At 68.8% G+C, this 15,273-nt stretch carries 12 protein-coding genes; 7 read left to right on the forward strand and 5 right to left on the reverse strand.

Features of this window, described 5'->3' with window-relative positions:
* Positions 1 to 14 precede the first annotated feature (14 nt).
* Positions 15 to 512, forward strand: a complete 498-nt coding sequence (locus tag BM417_RS40300; protein ID WP_093605380.1) for a DUF2165 domain-containing protein — start codon at positions 15 to 17, stop codon at positions 510 to 512.
* On the opposite strand, the gene BM417_RS40305 is transcribed toward BM417_RS40300, so the two are convergent.
* The 3 genes from BM417_RS40305 to BM417_RS40315 all read right to left on the reverse strand — a co-directional run bounded on the left by BM417_RS40305 (position 487) and on the right by BM417_RS40315 (position 6,306).
* Complete coding sequence (locus BM417_RS40305; RefSeq protein WP_177320883.1) at positions 487 to 2,496, reverse strand: bifunctional diguanylate cyclase/phosphodiesterase; 2,010 nt, start codon at positions 2,494 to 2,496, stop codon at positions 487 to 489. The genes BM417_RS40300 and BM417_RS40305 overlap by 26 nt on opposite strands.
* A 271-nt stretch (positions 2,497 to 2,767) precedes the next feature.
* Positions 2,768 to 5,086: a helix-turn-helix transcriptional regulator gene (locus BM417_RS40310; RefSeq protein WP_093605382.1), complete on the reverse strand. Its 2,319-nt coding sequence runs from the start codon at positions 5,084 to 5,086 to the stop codon at positions 2,768 to 2,770.
* A gap of 2 nt (positions 5,087 to 5,088) precedes the next feature.
* Entirely contained in the window at positions 5,089 to 6,306 is a 1,218-nt protein-coding gene (locus BM417_RS40315) for an Hsp70 family protein (protein ID WP_143139008.1), read from the reverse strand.
* 220 nt (positions 6,307 to 6,526) lie between these two features.
* Between BM417_RS40315 and BM417_RS40320 the strand changes: the two genes are divergently transcribed.
* From BM417_RS40320 to BM417_RS50165, 4 genes are all read left to right on the forward strand, one after another.
* Positions 6,527 to 7,405: an IniB N-terminal domain-containing protein gene (locus tag BM417_RS40320; protein ID WP_093605384.1), complete on the forward strand. Its 879-nt coding sequence runs from the start codon at positions 6,527 to 6,529 to the stop codon at positions 7,403 to 7,405.
* Between the two features lie 196 nt (positions 7,406 to 7,601).
* Positions 7,602 to 9,401 (forward strand): dynamin family protein, encoded by a 1,800-nt coding sequence (locus BM417_RS40325; RefSeq protein ID WP_093605385.1) that lies wholly within the window; start codon positions 7,602 to 7,604, stop codon positions 9,399 to 9,401.
* Positions 9,398 to 10,792, forward strand: coding sequence for a P-loop NTPase family protein (locus tag BM417_RS40330; RefSeq protein WP_093605386.1), 1,395 nt, complete (start codon positions 9,398 to 9,400; stop codon positions 10,790 to 10,792). Before BM417_RS40325 ends, BM417_RS40330 begins: the two co-directional genes overlap by 4 nt.
* Positions 10,793 to 10,807: 15 nt before the next feature.
* Entirely contained in the window at positions 10,808 to 12,085 is a 1,278-nt protein-coding gene (locus BM417_RS50165) for a PhzF family phenazine biosynthesis isomerase (protein ID WP_177320884.1), read from the forward strand.
* On the opposite strand, the gene BM417_RS40340 is transcribed toward BM417_RS50165, so the two are convergent.
* Entirely contained in the window at positions 12,075 to 12,506 is a 432-nt protein-coding gene (locus tag BM417_RS40340; protein WP_093605388.1) for a nitroreductase family deazaflavin-dependent oxidoreductase, read from the reverse strand. The genes BM417_RS50165 and BM417_RS40340 overlap by 11 nt on opposite strands.
* Positions 12,507 to 12,688: 182 nt before the next feature.
* Between BM417_RS40340 and BM417_RS40345 the strand changes: the two genes are divergently transcribed.
* Positions 12,689 to 13,639 (forward strand): LysR family transcriptional regulator, encoded by a 951-nt coding sequence (locus BM417_RS40345; RefSeq protein WP_093605389.1) that lies wholly within the window; start codon positions 12,689 to 12,691, stop codon positions 13,637 to 13,639.
* Between the two features lie 304 nt (positions 13,640 to 13,943).
* Here the strand turns inward: BM417_RS40345 and BM417_RS40350 are convergent, their stop codons facing one another.
* On the reverse strand, positions 13,944 to 14,702 hold the full coding sequence (locus BM417_RS40350; RefSeq protein ID WP_093605390.1) for an NmrA family NAD(P)-binding protein: 759 nt from the start codon (positions 14,700 to 14,702) through the stop codon (positions 13,944 to 13,946).
* A 75-nt stretch (positions 14,703 to 14,777) separates the two neighbouring features.
* Here BM417_RS40350 and BM417_RS40355 point away from each other — a divergent pair, with 75 nt between their 5' ends.
* Positions 14,778 to 15,122, forward strand: coding sequence for a winged helix-turn-helix transcriptional regulator (locus tag BM417_RS40355; RefSeq protein ID WP_093605510.1), 345 nt, complete (start codon positions 14,778 to 14,780; stop codon positions 15,120 to 15,122).
* The last annotated feature ends 151 nt before the right edge of the window (positions 15,123 to 15,273 follow it).

Consider the following 15,273-nt stretch of genomic DNA (forward strand, 5'->3'; position numbering starts at 1 on the left):
TTACTCTCCGCTTCATGCGTCTTCTTGCTCGGGTCGGCAGCTTGCGCGCGGTCGTCGCGGTGACCGTCGGGTTCATCGCCCTCAACATGCTTCTCGTGGTGCTCGGCAACGTCACGGACTACGGCACGAACGAGGCGTTCGTGAAGCACGTCCTCGCGATGGACACCACGTTCGGCGAGGGACTGAAGTGGCGGGCGATCACGAGCCCCGCCGTCGTCACGATCGTCTACGTCGCGATCATCCTGTGGGAGGCGATCTCCGCGGTGCTGCTGACCGCGGGCACCATCTCCTACATCCGCGACAAGGAGGACAGCGCACGCAAGTTCGCGTCCGCCGGTCTGCTGATGATCGTGGCGCTGTTCCTCGGCGGCTTCATCACCGTCGGCGGCGAGTGGTTCGCGATGTGGCAGTCGAAGGACTGGAACGGCATCGGCGCGGCCCTGCGGATGGTGACCATCGCGGGCTTCGCGCTGATCCTCGTGCACCTCAGCCCGCGTCGGGCCACTCAGTAGTCGGCTCCACGCAGAACACCGGGCCGACGCCGGCGTCGGCTCCGAGCCCTCTCCACCAGTCGCGCTGCTCAGCGTCCTCGATCGCGTCGATCACGACGAGCCCACCGGCCTCGTGCACGAACCCGATGAGGTCGCTGAGCACGTGCGACACCAACTCGTCCGGCTTCTGGCAACGCCCCTTCACCCGCACGGCCGCCACGCCGAGCGAGCGGACCAGTTCGATCTCGGCGGTGGAACCGGAGAAGTCGCGTGCGCCGATGTGGACGCCCATGTCGGAGAGCAACTCGAGGTTGTCGGCGGCCTCACTGTCCTCGGACGCGAGCACATGCACCGGAAAGCCCAGCAGCAAACGGCTGGCCGGCAACCCGGTGTCCGCGAGCACACGCCGCACGTCGCGCACGAGGTCCGGACTGTTCGCCATGCTCTCGGTGAGGCAGACCGCGAGCATCTCCTCGTGCCGGCACGCGGACTCGGCGGCCGTCCGCAACATCCACTCACCGAGCGGCAACATCAGCCCGGTGTGCTCGGCCATGCCGACGCACTTCTCGTGCGGGATCAGCCCGGCGTCCCGATGCCGCCAGTTCAGCTCGGCCTCGACGCACACCCGCGCCGACCCGTCGAGCATCATGACGGGGTTGAACACGACCTCGATGTCGCCGTTCTCCCAGGCACCGGGCATCACGGCGGCAAGAGCGAACTCCTCCTGCTCCCGCTTGTCCTGGGTGGCGTCGTGCAGCCCCCACTGCCTCCGCCCACTGCGCTTGGCACGCCGCAACGTCATGTCCGAGGCCCGCAGCACCTCGGCGGGATGATCACCGGGATGCAGCCGTGGTAACACCCCGATCGACGCCGACACCGCGACCCCGTGCTCACCGAAGTAGACGGGTTCAGCCAGTTCGTGCTCGATCGTCCGAATCGTCGTGTCGACGTCCGGCGTCTCGGGCCCGTTCTCGACCAGGACAGCGAACTCGTCGCCCTCGAGCCGGGCGACCATCGCCTTCTCGGCGGAGAACACGGAACTGAGCCGCTCCGCGACGAGCTTGAGCACCTTGTCGCCGATCTCGCGGCCGAGCCCGTCCGTGATCACCGCGAAGGCGTCGAGATCGAGGTGGTACAGCGTCACGCCGTGCTCGATGTCGCTGTGCAGCAACGACTCCAGCCTCGTGGTGAGGTACTGCCGGTTCGGCAACCCGGTCAGCGCGTCGTGCAACGACTGGTACTGCAACCGCCCGCCGAGCAACGTGAGCTGGCTGTCGTCGTCGATCATCACGACGAAGTGCTCCGGGTTGTCCTCCGCGTCCTTCTGCACGGTCGCCGCGAGCAACACCCGGAAGTGCTCACCGTCGCGATCGATCAGCCGGGGCCGTTCCTCGACCCGCCGCATCCGCCCGTACCGCAAGCCCGCCAACGCGTCGTTGATGAGAGGTAAATCGGCGGGCGCGATCAAATCCGTGAGCGTCATCCCGGCAACGTCCTCACGCCGAAGAATGGTGCACAACGCCTCGTTGGCCCGCTTCAGCTCCCCGTCGAGGCCGACCATCGCAATACCGCTGGAGGAATGCGCGAAAATGTCCTCGAACCGTTCCTCGCTGGCCTGCAAATCCAGCTGCACAGCACGATTCGCCCGCAACAGAGCCTGACTGACACTCTCCTGCTGCTCCAGCACGAACGCCTGAATCGCCGCGGTGTACGCCGCGGAGACCGCTCCGACCACCAGCGCCGCCTGCCGAGCGTCGGCCCCCTCCCGCACGACGAACTCCGCGAGGACCTCGATGGACTCCTGCAGACTCTCGGCGCCGACGCAGTGGATCTCGACCAGGCGAGTTCCGACCCGCGAGGCGACACGGGGATCACCGACGAGCGCCTCAGCCACCAGGTTGAGCAGCTCGTGCAGCTCCTCCGTCAGCTTCGCGGCCGACAGCGGTATGTAGGCGGTCCGACTGACCTTGATCGCCCAGTCGCGCGCCAGCGCGTCGCGTCCCACCGGACGTGACGGTCTCGCGTCGTCCTGGCTCGGCAAATCGTTCCACCTGACCTGCTCGGCGAGCAACGGTGCGGAAGCCTACCGCCAGCAAACCACACCGTCCCAATGCACGGCGTCGTTCCCCCCAACGGGGGTATAAGCATCTCTGAGCGTTACGACCTTTACTCGCTCGATCGGACCAATTTTCTCACGAAACAGCCCAACCCTCGACCCTCGATCGGGCTACGCGCGGCCAGCGGAAGGTTGACGACGACGAACGGTGGCGAAGGCGTCAGGCCCCGCTCCCGATGATGTGCCGCAACTGAGCCAGCAGATCCGACCGGGACGTGGACCCCAACCGCTGCCTCATCCGAGCCATGTGGTGCTCGACGGTCTTGGCGGAGATGAACAACCGATCCCCGACCTGCTTGTAGGTCATCCCCTCCACCACCAACTGGGCCACCTCCCGCTCCCGATCGCTCAGCTTCCCGGCGTCCTCGACGACCGGAGCCGCGTCCTCAGCCCCACGACGAACGGAAACCGGCCGCCCCTGCAACAACCGGGCACAGTCCAGCAACCGAACCATCGCCTGACGATCAGAAGTCCGAATCGCGGCCTGCCCAGCCAATCGAGAGGCGTCCCACCAAAGCCCGACCGCGTGCAGGCTGCGAGCAGCTTCCTCGACCCGATCCGCATCGACCTCGCCGGCCACCACGTCCAGCCAGCATTCGGCAGCCGCGGACAGAATCGCGCAGTACCGGCTCCGCTCCCGATGAACAGCCAACGCGGCCGCATGCTCCTCAGCAGCCGCGGTGTTCTCGTCAATGATCGCCGCGTGCAGCAAACTCCAGTGCAACTGCGTGGCCCACAACGGCGGATTCCCCAACGACCGCAACAAAGCACCGGCCTGCGCGAGATGTGGCGCCAACCGCTCCTGATCCCGCAACCGGGCAGCGGCCGCGGCGAACTCCCCCAGCGGCAACAGGCTGAACAGGTCCACCGGATGCCGCAGAACAGCCTCGCAGGCCTGCTCCCAGGTACGCCGCAACGTGGCCAGGTCGGAGTTCCGCCGGGCAACGCCGACCTCAAGGGCCACCGCGAAGATCCAGTCACGAGGCTCGAAGGCCCCACGGACGGACATCAACGTCTCGCGCGCCACCGCCAGGTTCCCGCGCAACATGTGCAGCCAGGCCTGCAACAACCGATGCCGCACCGACATCAGCACACCACCGGTGCCGGTCTCGACCGCGCGATCCAGCACCGACTCCGCCACGTTCGGCTCGCCGCAGTGCACCGCGACCAGCGCGGCCAACGCCGCCGGGCTGTCCGGCAGCAACACCGCCCCACCGGCAGGTTCGAGCATCGACGAAGCACGGACCAATGTGGACAGTGCCGTGGTCTCGGCACCGACGACCGACTGCCGAACCCCCTGCAACATCAACGAGGCCGCACCGCCGAGCATCGTCGGCGGCTGCGGAGGCGTCTCCTCGAACAGATGCCCGGTGCCGATCAACCCGATCCCGGCGAAGGCAGCCGCGTAGGGAGTGGCGGCCCAGCGGAACAACTCGGTGCTGCGCGCCAACTGACCGCGGTGAGCCAACGCCACCGCCGCCACCTCGGCCGCGGTCCGGCGATGCGGCGAGTCAGAAGCGCTGATGACCTGGTCGGCGAGACGCAGCGCACCGTCCAGATCGCCCGCCATCGCCGACGCCGTCGCCCACGAAGCGGCGGTCTCGGCGGAAGGCACCCCACCCCCGGTGGAAGCCTTGAACAGCCGGGCCGCCAGAGCCGGATCCGACGCCAGAGTCTCACGGGCGGCGGCAACGAACACGGGCCCGCCGATGCCGGTGTCGAGCAGAGGCCGCACCAGCTCCAGAACGGGACCACCGCGATCGAGTTGGAGCTGCGCCAGCTTCTGCCGCACCGCGATCCGGCGCTCGGCACGGGTCAACGAGCCCACGGCCCGCTGAGCGAGCGGCAGCAGGGTGCCGTCCTCGGCGAGCAGGCCGGTGGCGCGGGCGGCCTCGATGATGTCGCTGACCTCGTCGAAGTCCTTGTCCAGCAACGCGGACAGCAGGTCCAGGCGCTGGGCGGCCCCGGCTTCCGCGGCCAGCAGGAACTTCTGCAGATCGGCGTCGAGCCAATCAAGCTCAGCACGGAACGCGCTCAGCACGTCAGCGGAAACTTCAGCGACAGCACCAAGGCGCTCCACGAACAGAGGCACGCCGCCAGTCTGCGCGAACACGAAGTCGGCAACGGGCTTCGGCGCGTTCAGCAGCTCGCGGACCTGACCATGTGACAGCGGCGCCAACGGAACGACGACCGCGCCACGGGTCAGTTCGGCCAGCAGCGCGCGGCGCGGCCACGGGCGGTAGGCCAGCACCAGAAGTGGTTCGGAGGCAAGGGAGCGCAGCGAAGCGTCGTCCAGCAGGTGTGCGTCGTCCACCACGCGCACAGCGGTGTTGGTGATCTCCGACAGCAGCGCTGTCTTGCCGTAACCACCAGGCGCCGCAACGACAACACGCAGGCGGTCACCCGGTGCGGCCTCGTTGATCCGGTCGAGGACGCCTCGCACTGGGGCGTCCAGCACCAACCTGGCTCGCGTGGTCACGCTCAACGGCCGTCCTCATCATCGTCTCGGGATCGGGAGCTGGAACGGCGTCCGACGGGCTTCAGCACGCTCGCGACGCGCTTCACCCGCCTCGGCGGCAGTTCCAGCGGGGACACGTCCACCGGCGGGCGGGGCGGTGGCGCGGAGAACTCGTCGTCTTCGGGGTTCGGGACCTCGCCGACGGGGAAGCGCAGCGACGCTTCGCGGGTGTGCACCAGGACCGACGTGTCGAGCGGTGCTGGTTCGGCCTCGGGGCCCATCAGGACCAGGCGCGCGGCGACCGCGAGGCCCTTGGCCACCGAGTGCTCGGGGGCCGCCTCGGCCAGTACGCGGCAGTCGACCGAGGACGACAGCGCGTCGCCGATCACGGGCATCCGGCAGCCGCCGCCGACGAGCAGCACCGCGTCGGGCTGCACGGTTCCCAGGGCCCGGACGAAGGTGCCGACCAGGTGGTCGACGGACGGCCGGATCTCCTCCACGAACTCGTCGCGCGCGATCTCCACGCCGCTGACCACCACGGACGGACCGGACGGGCCGAACGCCCGCTTCGCCGCCTCGCACTCGGCGGACGACACGTGGCCGTCCTTGCCGAGCCGGCCGCGCACCAGGCCCAGCAGCAGGTCGTCGAAGTCGGCGCCGGTGTGGTGGTCGACGCCATCGACGTGGTTGACCAGCTCGAACGTCCGTTTCTGCGCACGCCGGACGACCGACGCGGAGAACGCGTGGCTGCCCAGCGAGAACACCGCCAACGACGCGTCAGGCACCACACGGGAGCGCACGGCGTGGTTCTCGGCCGCCGCCAACGGCTCCGGCACCAGCGTCACGTCGTGCAACCCGACAGCCCGCAACGCCGCGTAGAGCTGTCCTCGGCGATAGGGGCCCCACCCGGCTGGGTGACTCACTGCCAGGTGACGGGGCTGTTCACCCTCTCGGGCGACCACCTCACCGACGGCCCACATGATCAGCAACGCGGTGAGCTCCTCGGCCGGGCACATCTCCGGACCCAGCGCGAACGGCACCGCGTCACCGACCCGGCGGGCGAATCCGGAGGCCGTCCACCCAGGCGCGCCGCGCTCGCCGACGGTGAACGTTCCCGCGTCCGTGAGCTGCAACAACGAGGGCACCACGAGGGCGATCTCGGCATCCCGGGCACCGTCGAGGCGGCACACGGCAGCCGTCGTCCGGGTGGTCCCGACATCGACTCCGAGTACGTACGCCAAGTCTCTTCCTCACCTGTTCGCAGCAGCGACCAGTACCTACACGGGTGAACGAGAGACGCTCAAGCGACGCCCCTAATCCCCTAGGGGGTCAACGACCGTCACCCCATTGGGGAACGGGGATTCACTGGGAGTGATCCCCGATGCAGGTGGCGGCCCCGCTCTCCTAACTTTCAGTCACACACCCCGATCGACATCCGCGTCTCAACAGGAGTCCCCTCAGATGATCCAGCCCAGCACGCTCCACGACTTCGTGCTCAACCTGCTCAGCGACCCGTCGCTCAAGGACGCCTTCGCGGCCGACGCTCAGGGCACCCTGGAGCAGGCCGGGCTGGCCGACATCACCGCCGTCGACGTGCAGGAAGTCATCCCGCTGGTGCTCGACCTGGTCCCCGCAGTAGACGGTCTGCCCGCCGTCGACGGCATCGACCTGGCGCTGCCGACGGACGACCTGCTCGCGGAGGGCCCGCTCGGCGCCATCAGCCAGCTGCAGGCGGTCACGTCTCAGCTGACCTCGTCGGGCCTCAGCCTCAGCGACCTGCACACCTCGTCGGCCGGCGTGCTCGCGGCGGACGAGAACGGCTTCAACCTCATCGCGGCCAACAAGACCCTCGGCCAGTACACGTCGACCAACGTCGGCCTCGACGGTGACTTCTCCGCCGTCGGCGACGTGACGAGCGTCCTCGACCAGACCGCGTCGCCGCTCACCGGCACCGTGCTGGACGTGGCCGACACCGCCACCGCGACCGTCGACGCGCCGCTGGACGGCGTCACCTCGGCCGTTCCCGGCGTGGACGGCGTCCTCGGCCACCTGGGCGGCGTGACGGGTCTCGCCCACGACGCCCTCGGCGTGCTGGGTGGCGGCGACGCCAACCTCGGTGCCCTGAACGTCTCCGGCCTGGGCGACCTCGCCGACGGCAACCTCACGGCGCACTCCACCGAGACCGTCATCACCGCCCAGAACACCGCGTCCGGTGTCGTCGACACCGCGACCGGCCTGGTCGGCGACGCGGGCGGCGTCGGCAACGTGCTCGGCACCGTCAACGACGTCACGCACAACGTCCCGGTCGTCGGCGACCTGGACCTGGGCCTGCTCGGCTGAGCCACCCTCCCCAGCGGACCGGCCCTGTCTCACGCGGACAGGGCCGGTTCGTTGTCTTGTCTGACAAAACGATCAATTCGCCACCGCGGTGAGCAATGTCACCGTCCTCCCGAACAGCCCCGTCTGGCCGAACAAAACCGGTATCGCGTTCGAGGCTTTCACCCAAGGGGGTGAACACGGCACTATGAGTCAGGTGATGGCACCGCCCTGGCTCGACGTGCTCGACGAGACGATCGGGGCCTGCGTCACGCACCGAAGGCCCGATCTGGAGGCCCGGCTGCGCGAAAAGCGGGCACAGCAACTCGACCCCAAGTTGCGCGTTCTCGTCGTCGGCGAGTCCAAACAAGGCAAGAGTCAGCTCGTCAACGCGTTGCTCAACGCCCCCGTCTGCGCGGTGGGTGACGACATCACGACGACTGTGCCGACCTTCGTCCAGCACGCCGACACCCCGTCGGCGGCGCTGGTCCGCAACGCGTCCGCGGGCGGATCGATCTTCCACACCCCGACCGAGCGCATCGCCGTGCCGATCGACCAGGTGACGAAACAGGCCGCCGCGCAGCACGTCGTGCGGGCCGAGATCGGCATTCCGCGCGCGCTGCTCGACAGCGGCCTGGTCCTGATCGACACGCCCGGCGTCGGCGACACCCGGTCCGCGCACACCGCCAGCACGTTCGCGACGCTGATGCAGGCCGACGCCGTGCTGCTGGTCTCCGACGCGACCGGTGAGCTGACGTCGGCGGAGATGACGCTGCTCAAGAAGGTCATGGAGGCCTGCCCGAACGTCACGGTGGTCGTCACCAAGATCGACCTAGTGCCGAGCTGGCGCAGCGTCGTGGAGCGCAACCGGGCGCTGCTCGCCCGCGCCGGCGTCCGCGCGAAGCTCATCCCGGTGTCGAGCGCGCTCAGGCTGCGCGCCGCGAAGACCGGCGACCAGCGTCTCAACGCCGAGTCCGGGTTCCCGGAGCTGGTGACGTGCGTGCAGAGCGACATCGTGGCGAGCGCCGAACTGCTGGCCCGCCGTGCCGTCGCCGTCGTCGCTTCGAGCGCGATCACGCAGCTGGTCACGCCGTTGCGCGAGGAGCTGACGGCCCACGACTCGTCCCGCACGGTTGCCACGATCTCGACGCTTCAGGAGGCCCAGCGACGGGTCGACGAGCTGCGGCGCCGGTCCGCGCGCTGGCAGAACGTGCTCAACGACGAGATGGCCGACCTGATCTCCGACGTCGAGTACGACCTGCGCGACCGGACGCGCAAGATCCTGCGCGAGGTCGACAAGACCTACGACGAGGCCGACCCCGCGATCGGCTGGGACAAGTTCGAGCAGTGGCTGGAGGACAACCTCAACGAGGCCGCCACCACGAACTTCGCCTGGCTGATGGAACGCGCGGAGTGGGTGGCCGCGAAGGTCGCCAAGAACTTCCCGGTCTACCGCGAGGACCTGATCCCGGGTTCCGTGCTGCCGGACGACCTGCTGGAGCCGGCGAGCAAGCTGGAGAAGCCGAAGATCGAGCCGTTCTCGATGCCGCAGAAGCTCTTCACCGGTCTGCGCGGCTCCTACGGCGGCGTGCTGATGTTCGGCCTGGTCACCTCGCTGGCGGGCATGCCGCTGATCAACGTGATCTCGCTCGGCGCGGGCGCGCTGTTCGGCGGGAAGTCCATTCTGGACGAGAGCGACCAGAGGCTGAAGCGTCGTCAGGCCGCCGCGAAGGCCGCCGCCCAACGGCACGTGGACGACTTCTTCATGAAGTTCTCCAAGGACGTCCGCGACTCCGGGCGGCACATCCAGCGTTCGCTGCGCAACCACTTCAGCACGCTCGCCGAAGAGCTGCAGGAGACGTTGCTGGAGTCGGCCCGCAGCGCCAAGCGCGCGGTGCAGGACGACCAGACCGAACGCGAGCGCAGGATGCGGGAAGGCCGCAAAGAGCTGGACAAACTCGTCACGCTCTACAAGCGGGTACAGGCACTCGGGGGTCCGGCGATGGAGCTCACCGCGTGACATTGGATCGCGTCGTCTGGTCGATGCTGCAAGAAGCGCTGGGCGTCTACCGCGACAGCCCCCGCGCCACGGCCTGGCTGCGCTCGCACGTCGAGCGCTACACCGAACCCGTGCGGATCGCGGTGGCCGGCCGGTCGCGGATCGGCAAGTCCACTGTGGTCAACGCGCTGGTCGGCGACGAGTTCACGCCGCAGAGCTCGTTCGTCTGGTACCGCGGCGGTACCGAGCCGCGCGCGCAGGTGTTCACCGGCCCCGGCCGTCCGCACGAGGTCGCGATCGGCAGGCGGGGCAGCCGCAACCACGTCGAGACCGGCCAGTTCGACCGCGCCGACCGGATCGTCGTCGACTGGCCCGCGCGAACGCTGCGCGACGTCGTGCTGATCGACACCCCGTCGGAGGCCACACCGGAACAGGTGCTCGGCGACGCGGACGCGTTGCTGTACCTGATGCGGCACGTGCAGGACGAGGACCTGAAGTTCCTGCAGTCCGCCAACGACCATCCGATCGCCCGCACCGCCGCCGTGCACACGGTCGCGGTGCTCGCCCGTGCCGACGAGATCGGGGCCGGGAGGATCGACGCGCTGTCGTCGGCCAAGCAGATCGCCCGCCGCTACCGCCGTGACGTGGCCGTGGAACCGTTGTGCCAGAACGTGGTCTCGGTCGCCGGGCTGCTGGCGGTGGCCGCGAAGACGTTGCGGGAGGACGAGTTCGCGGCGTTGCGCGTGCTGTCGTCGCTGGGCCGCGAGGAGCTGGAAGACCACCTGCTGTCGGCGGACCGGTTCGTCGGCGAGCAGTTCCCGTTGACGATGGAACCGGCCGTGCGGCAGGCGTTGCTGGAACGGTTCGGGATCTTCGGCGTCCGGCTGATCACCGCGTTGATCAGGCAGGGCTTCGACACGCAGGTGAAGCTGACCGGCCAGCTGGTGCAGCGCAGCGGGCTCGGCGAGCTGCGCGACTCGATCGCGGTCCACTTCGTCGAACGCCGCGAGATCCTCAAGGCGCGCTCGGCGTTGCTGGCGCTCGACGTGCTGTTCCGGATGGAGCCGCGGCAGAACGCCCGCAAGCTGATGGCCGATCTCGAACGGGTCGTCGCCTCCGCGCACGACTTCCGCGAGCTCCGGCTCGTCGCGGCGCTCCAGTCCGGCCGCACGAAACTGCCCGCCGAACTCCAGGCCGAGGCACTGCGGCTCGTCGGCGCGGAGGGCGTGGCCCCGTTGGCACGGCTGGGTTTCGAGTACGAGGCCGACGCGCGGGAGCTGCGTGAGGCCGTGCTCGACGCGCTGGTCCGGTGGCAGGCGCAGGCCGCGGACGTCCACGCACCTCAGGATCATCGGAAGGCCGCGCAGATCGTGGTCCGCACGTGCGAGGGGCTACTCCCCCAGTTCGGCTGAGGCACGATGGTCCGCATGGAACTCGTGCGGTGGGAGGACGACCACTTCGGCTACATGCTGCGGTGGGCGTCCGATCCTCGGATGACGGTGTACGTCGGCAACGGCATGCCCTGGACTCCGGACTACGTGGCGGAACGGCACGAGCAGGCGCTGCGGCACTGGGAGGACCACGGCTTCGGCCTGCACGTGGTCGTCGAGGACGGCGTGGTCATCGGGCTCGCGCAGATGCTCGACGGCGACCTGGGCGAGATCGAGATCGGCTACTGGATCGACCCGGCGCACTGGGGACGCGGCGTCGCCACCCGCGTCGCCGTGGAGCTGCGGGACAAGGCGCTCGCCATCGCCGACCGGGTCGTCGCCGGAACCGACGCGCGCAACCACGCGTCCGGCCGCGTGCTGGAGAAGGCCGGACTGACGTACTTCACCAGCAGGTACCAGGGCGGAAGGCTTCAGCACTGTTACGCGTTGCAGCGAGGTATGAGCGACAAGGGCGTACTGCGGTACAGCGCGTTCACGACGGACCCGGCCGGCGGCAACCCGGCGGGGGTCGTGCTCGACGCGTCCGACATGACCGACGCGGAGATGCTCGCGATCGCCGAGAAGGTGGGCTACTCGGAGACGGCGTTCGTGGTGCCGCGCGTCGCCGAGCGCCAGTTCGACGTCCGGTACTTCAGTCCCAAGGCCGAGGTGCCGTTCTGCGGGCACGCCACGATCGCCACGTCCGTCGCGCTGGCCGAGCGGATCGGCGACGGGCCGCTGACGTTCCACACTCCGGCCGGCGAGATCACCATCGAGACCTCCGGCGGAACGGCATCGCTGACCAGCGTGCCGACCAGTACGTCGCCTGCGGATCCGTCGCTGGTCTCTGCCGCGTTGGAAGCGTTGGGGTACAAGGAGATCGGCGACGGGCCGGTGCACGTCGGCTTCGGCGGGGCCCGGCATCTGCTGATCCCGCTCAAAGACCGCGAGCAGCTGCGCGAGCTGGACTACGACTTCGACGCGTTGCGCGACCTGATGCTGGCGCACGACCTGACGACGGTGCACCTGTTCTGGCGCGAGAGCGAGGGTCTGGTGCACGCCCGCGACCCGTTCCCGGTCGGCGGTGTGGTCGAGGACGCGGCGACGGGCGCCGCCGCAGCCGCGTTCGGTGGCTATCTCCGCGACCTCGAAGGGCCGCAGCGGTTCGTCATCAGCCAGGGCGAGGACATGGGCAGGCCGTCCCGGCTGGAGGTCGACGCGACTCGCGAGGACCGCCGGGTGGTCGTGACGGGCGCCGCGGTTCCTATCCCTTGATCCGCTCCAGCACGACGACGGGGATCTCGCGGTCGGTCTTCTGCTGGTAGTCGGTGTAGGCCGGCCAGACCTCGTTCATCAGCTTCCACAGCCGGTCCCGCTCGTCGGGGCCGGCCGTGCGGGCGCGTGCCTGGAACTTCTCCGCCGCGACCTGGACGTCGACCACGGGTTCCTCTTCGAGGTTGAGGTACCAGGCCGGGTGCGTCGGCTTGCCACCCTGCGACGCCACGACCACGTGGTCGTCTCCGGAGGGCTGGTAGATGAGCGCCGTCCGCCGCATCTCGCCGCTCTTGCGCCCCTTGGTGGTCAGCAGCAACGTGTGCACGCCCGGCCGCCACTCGTGGCCCTCGGCACCGTTGGTCTCGACGTACTTCTGGATGTGCTCGTTGACCCAGCTCGTGGGAGAGTCCTTCACCGCCATGGGTTCGACGCTACTGCCGCGGAGCGCAGGGTGCGCGGCAGCAGCGTCGAACCGAGGGGTGCGCACCCTCCCGCGCCGGACCCTCAGGCGCTGCCGCAAGCGCCGGGCCGGATGATCGATCGAAATCACTATGCCCCGATCGAAGGGTGGCGGTGCATTCAGAAGGGGGATACAAGGTCTTTATGCCCGAGTTGGAGCTCCGCCACCTTCGCGCGGTACGAACTATCGCCGAAGAAGGCAGCGTCACCAGGGCCGCGACGCGGCTCGGACTCACCCAACCCGCCCTGTCCGCCCAGCTGCGCACCGTCGAACGCCTCGTCGGTGGCCAGCTCTTCGACCGAACGCGCAACGGTTGCGTCCCAACGGACCTGGGCCGCCGCGTACTCGGCACGGCCCGGCTGGTGCTGGACGAGATGGCGCAACTGATGGCCAACACCCGGGAGACCGACCGGCGCGGGCCGCTGATCTTCGGCTGCGCCCCGATCCTGTACTTCGCCAAGCTCGTGGAGGGACTTCGGGCACTCAACGCCGACGTGCGCGCGGAGGTTCGGCCGTCGTCCGCGGAGATCGTGGACATGCTGGAGGCCGGACAGGTCCACGTGGCGTTGTTCGAGTTCTTCGACGGGATGCACGCGCGGGATCTGGCTGGGATCGAGCTGCGCAAGCTCGTGACCGAACCGGCGTTCGTGGCGTTGCCGGAGACTGATCCGCTGGCTTTGCTGGACGAGGTCGACCTGGCCCAGCTCGCTGATCGGGACTGGGTCACGCCTCCCAAACAGCACATCGGGAGCCGGACGCAGATGTTCCAGGCCTGTGCGGACGCCGGGTTCGTGCCTCGGCTCACCCATCACACCGGCGAGGCCAGCATGGCGCGGGGGCTGGTGGCCGGCGGGTGTGTGTCGTTCGCCGCCGCGCCGTCCCGGACCGGGGAGGGGATCGTGATTCGGCGGTTGCGGGGGATGCCGTTGATGACCGACATCTTCGTGGCCACGCGGAGGGATTCGCCGGTGGCGGGGCGGGCGCACGAGGTGTTCGCGTGCGCCGCCGACGCCTACCGGTCGGTGCTGGACCGGAATCCGGAGTACCGCAAGTGGTGGGACGCGCATCCGGAGGCGCATCCCGAGTTCAACTGAGGCCGTGCGGGCGGGTCTGGTTGTGGGCCGTCGCGTTCCAGCGGGGTTGGTCGCGTTCCGTGCGGACGGTCACCTTGCGAGGGTGGTCCATCAGGCAGTGACGAAGTGCGGGGTTGCGATTGGGGCTCACCGCTACCCGGCGCCCTAGGTTCAGACGGCTCGCTTCGCATCGCCACGCCAGGCCTCGTACGTGGGTGCCTTGCACAGGCAAGCGCCTGGTGGCACCGCGCGGGTCGGCTTGCGGGCGCTCGTCCGTTCCAGCGGAGGGAGCGCCTTGCGATGGCTCGTCGCGTTCCAGCTTCTTCTAGACCTTGATCGGCGTGGTGGGGCGGCCGATCAGCTTCTCCAGGTCCGGGCGGACCTCGGCGAACACGCCCTCGCGGATCGCCACGAAGAAGTCGACCACGAACGCGGGCAGACCGGCCGCGATCAGGTCCTCGTCGCTGACGTCGCGGAACCTGTCGCCGGCGAGTTCCGGGAACGACCAGGAGGTCGAGCCGGTGAGCTCGTAGACCTGGTTCTCGTGGCCGCCGGTGGTGAGCGCGACGGCTGCGGCGAGGGCGAAGTCGTCACGGGCCGCGCTCGCGACGCGGCCGTCCTTGGTGGAGACCGCCACGGTGTCGCCGGCCAGCGCGCCCAGGTAGTTCTCGTGGTACATGCCGTTGCGCAGGAACGTGAACGGGATGCCGGTGGCGCGGATGGCCTCCTCGGTGGCCTTGTGCACGACCGCGACGCCCGCCGTGGACGTGTCCGCGTCGGTGAGGCTCGTGTAGAAGATGTGGCCCACGCCGTGTTCCACCGCCTTGGCGATGGCGTTCTTGTGCTGCTGGATGCGGGTGTCCGCGTCGGGGGCCTCGCCGGACACGATCAGCAGCTTGTCGGCGCCGGTGAAGTCGAGGGTCTCGGGCTGCTCGAAGTCGCCCTGGCGCACCTCGACGCCGTCGAGGGTGAACTTCTCCGGGCTGCGCACGGACACGATGACCTGCTCGTTCGTGCGGTCGAGGACGTAGCGGACCACGGCGTTGCCGAGCTGGCCGGTTGCTCCGGTGATGAGGATCGTCATAGTCACGAAGCTACGGATAGCGCTAACCTTTCGTAAGTACCCACTTTGGAGTTGGGTACTTACGTGGAGGTGAGCATGCAGGTCACGATGTGTCCTGAGCGGGCGATCATGGAGCACGTCACAAGCCGGTGGGGCGTGCTGGTGCTGCATGCGCTCTCCAACGGGGAGGCTTGGCGGTTCAGCGAGTTGCGGCGAGAGCTGGAGCTCGCCAGCGAGAAGATGCTCACCCAGACGTTGCGGACGCTGGAGCGCGACGGGTTCGTGCATCGCGAGGTCTATCCGGTCATCCCGCCGCACGTCGAGTACACGCTGACGCCCCTCGGCAAAGGTGCGGCGAGCCACCTCGTGGCGCTCGCCCACTGGATCGCCGCGAACCAGCCTGAGGTCACCCAGGCACAGGAACGCTATGACGCCTCCTGAACTTCACCGGAGTGTCGACGGGGAGACATCGGGTTAGTCACCCGAATGCGTAGTGAAAGTTCTCACTCAAGACCTAGAAAGAAGGCCTAGACATCGGATGGGTCACGAATAGGGGGCGCGATCCGGCCCCTTGCACTGGCACAATGGACCA

The organism is Lentzea waywayandensis (genome assembly GCF_900115955.1).
GTDB lineage: Bacteria > Actinomycetota > Actinomycetes > Mycobacteriales > Pseudonocardiaceae > Lentzea > Lentzea waywayandensis.

Coding starts and splice junctions, on each gene's coding strand:
- BM417_RS40300 (WP_093605380.1), top strand. CDS start 15: ATGCGTCTTCTTGCTCGGGTCGGCAGCTTGCGCGCGGTCGTCGCGGTG.
- BM417_RS40320 (WP_093605384.1), top strand. CDS start 6,527: ATGATCCAGCCCAGCACGCTCCACGACTTCGTGCTCAACCTGCTCAGC.
- BM417_RS40325 (WP_093605385.1), top strand. CDS start 7,602: ATGGCACCGCCCTGGCTCGACGTGCTCGACGAGACGATCGGGGCCTGC.
- BM417_RS50165 (WP_177320884.1), top strand. CDS start 10,808: ATGGAACTCGTGCGGTGGGAGGACGACCACTTCGGCTACATGCTGCGG.
- BM417_RS40340 (WP_093605388.1), bottom strand. CDS start 12,506: ATGGCGGTGAAGGACTCTCCCACGAGCTGGGTCAACGAGCACATCCAG.
- BM417_RS40345 (WP_093605389.1), top strand. CDS start 12,689: ATGCCCGAGTTGGAGCTCCGCCACCTTCGCGCGGTACGAACTATCGCC.
- BM417_RS40350 (WP_093605390.1), bottom strand. CDS start 14,702: ATGACGATCCTCATCACCGGAGCAACCGGCCAGCTCGGCAACGCCGTG.
- BM417_RS40355 (WP_093605510.1), top strand. CDS start 14,778: ATGCAGGTCACGATGTGTCCTGAGCGGGCGATCATGGAGCACGTCACA.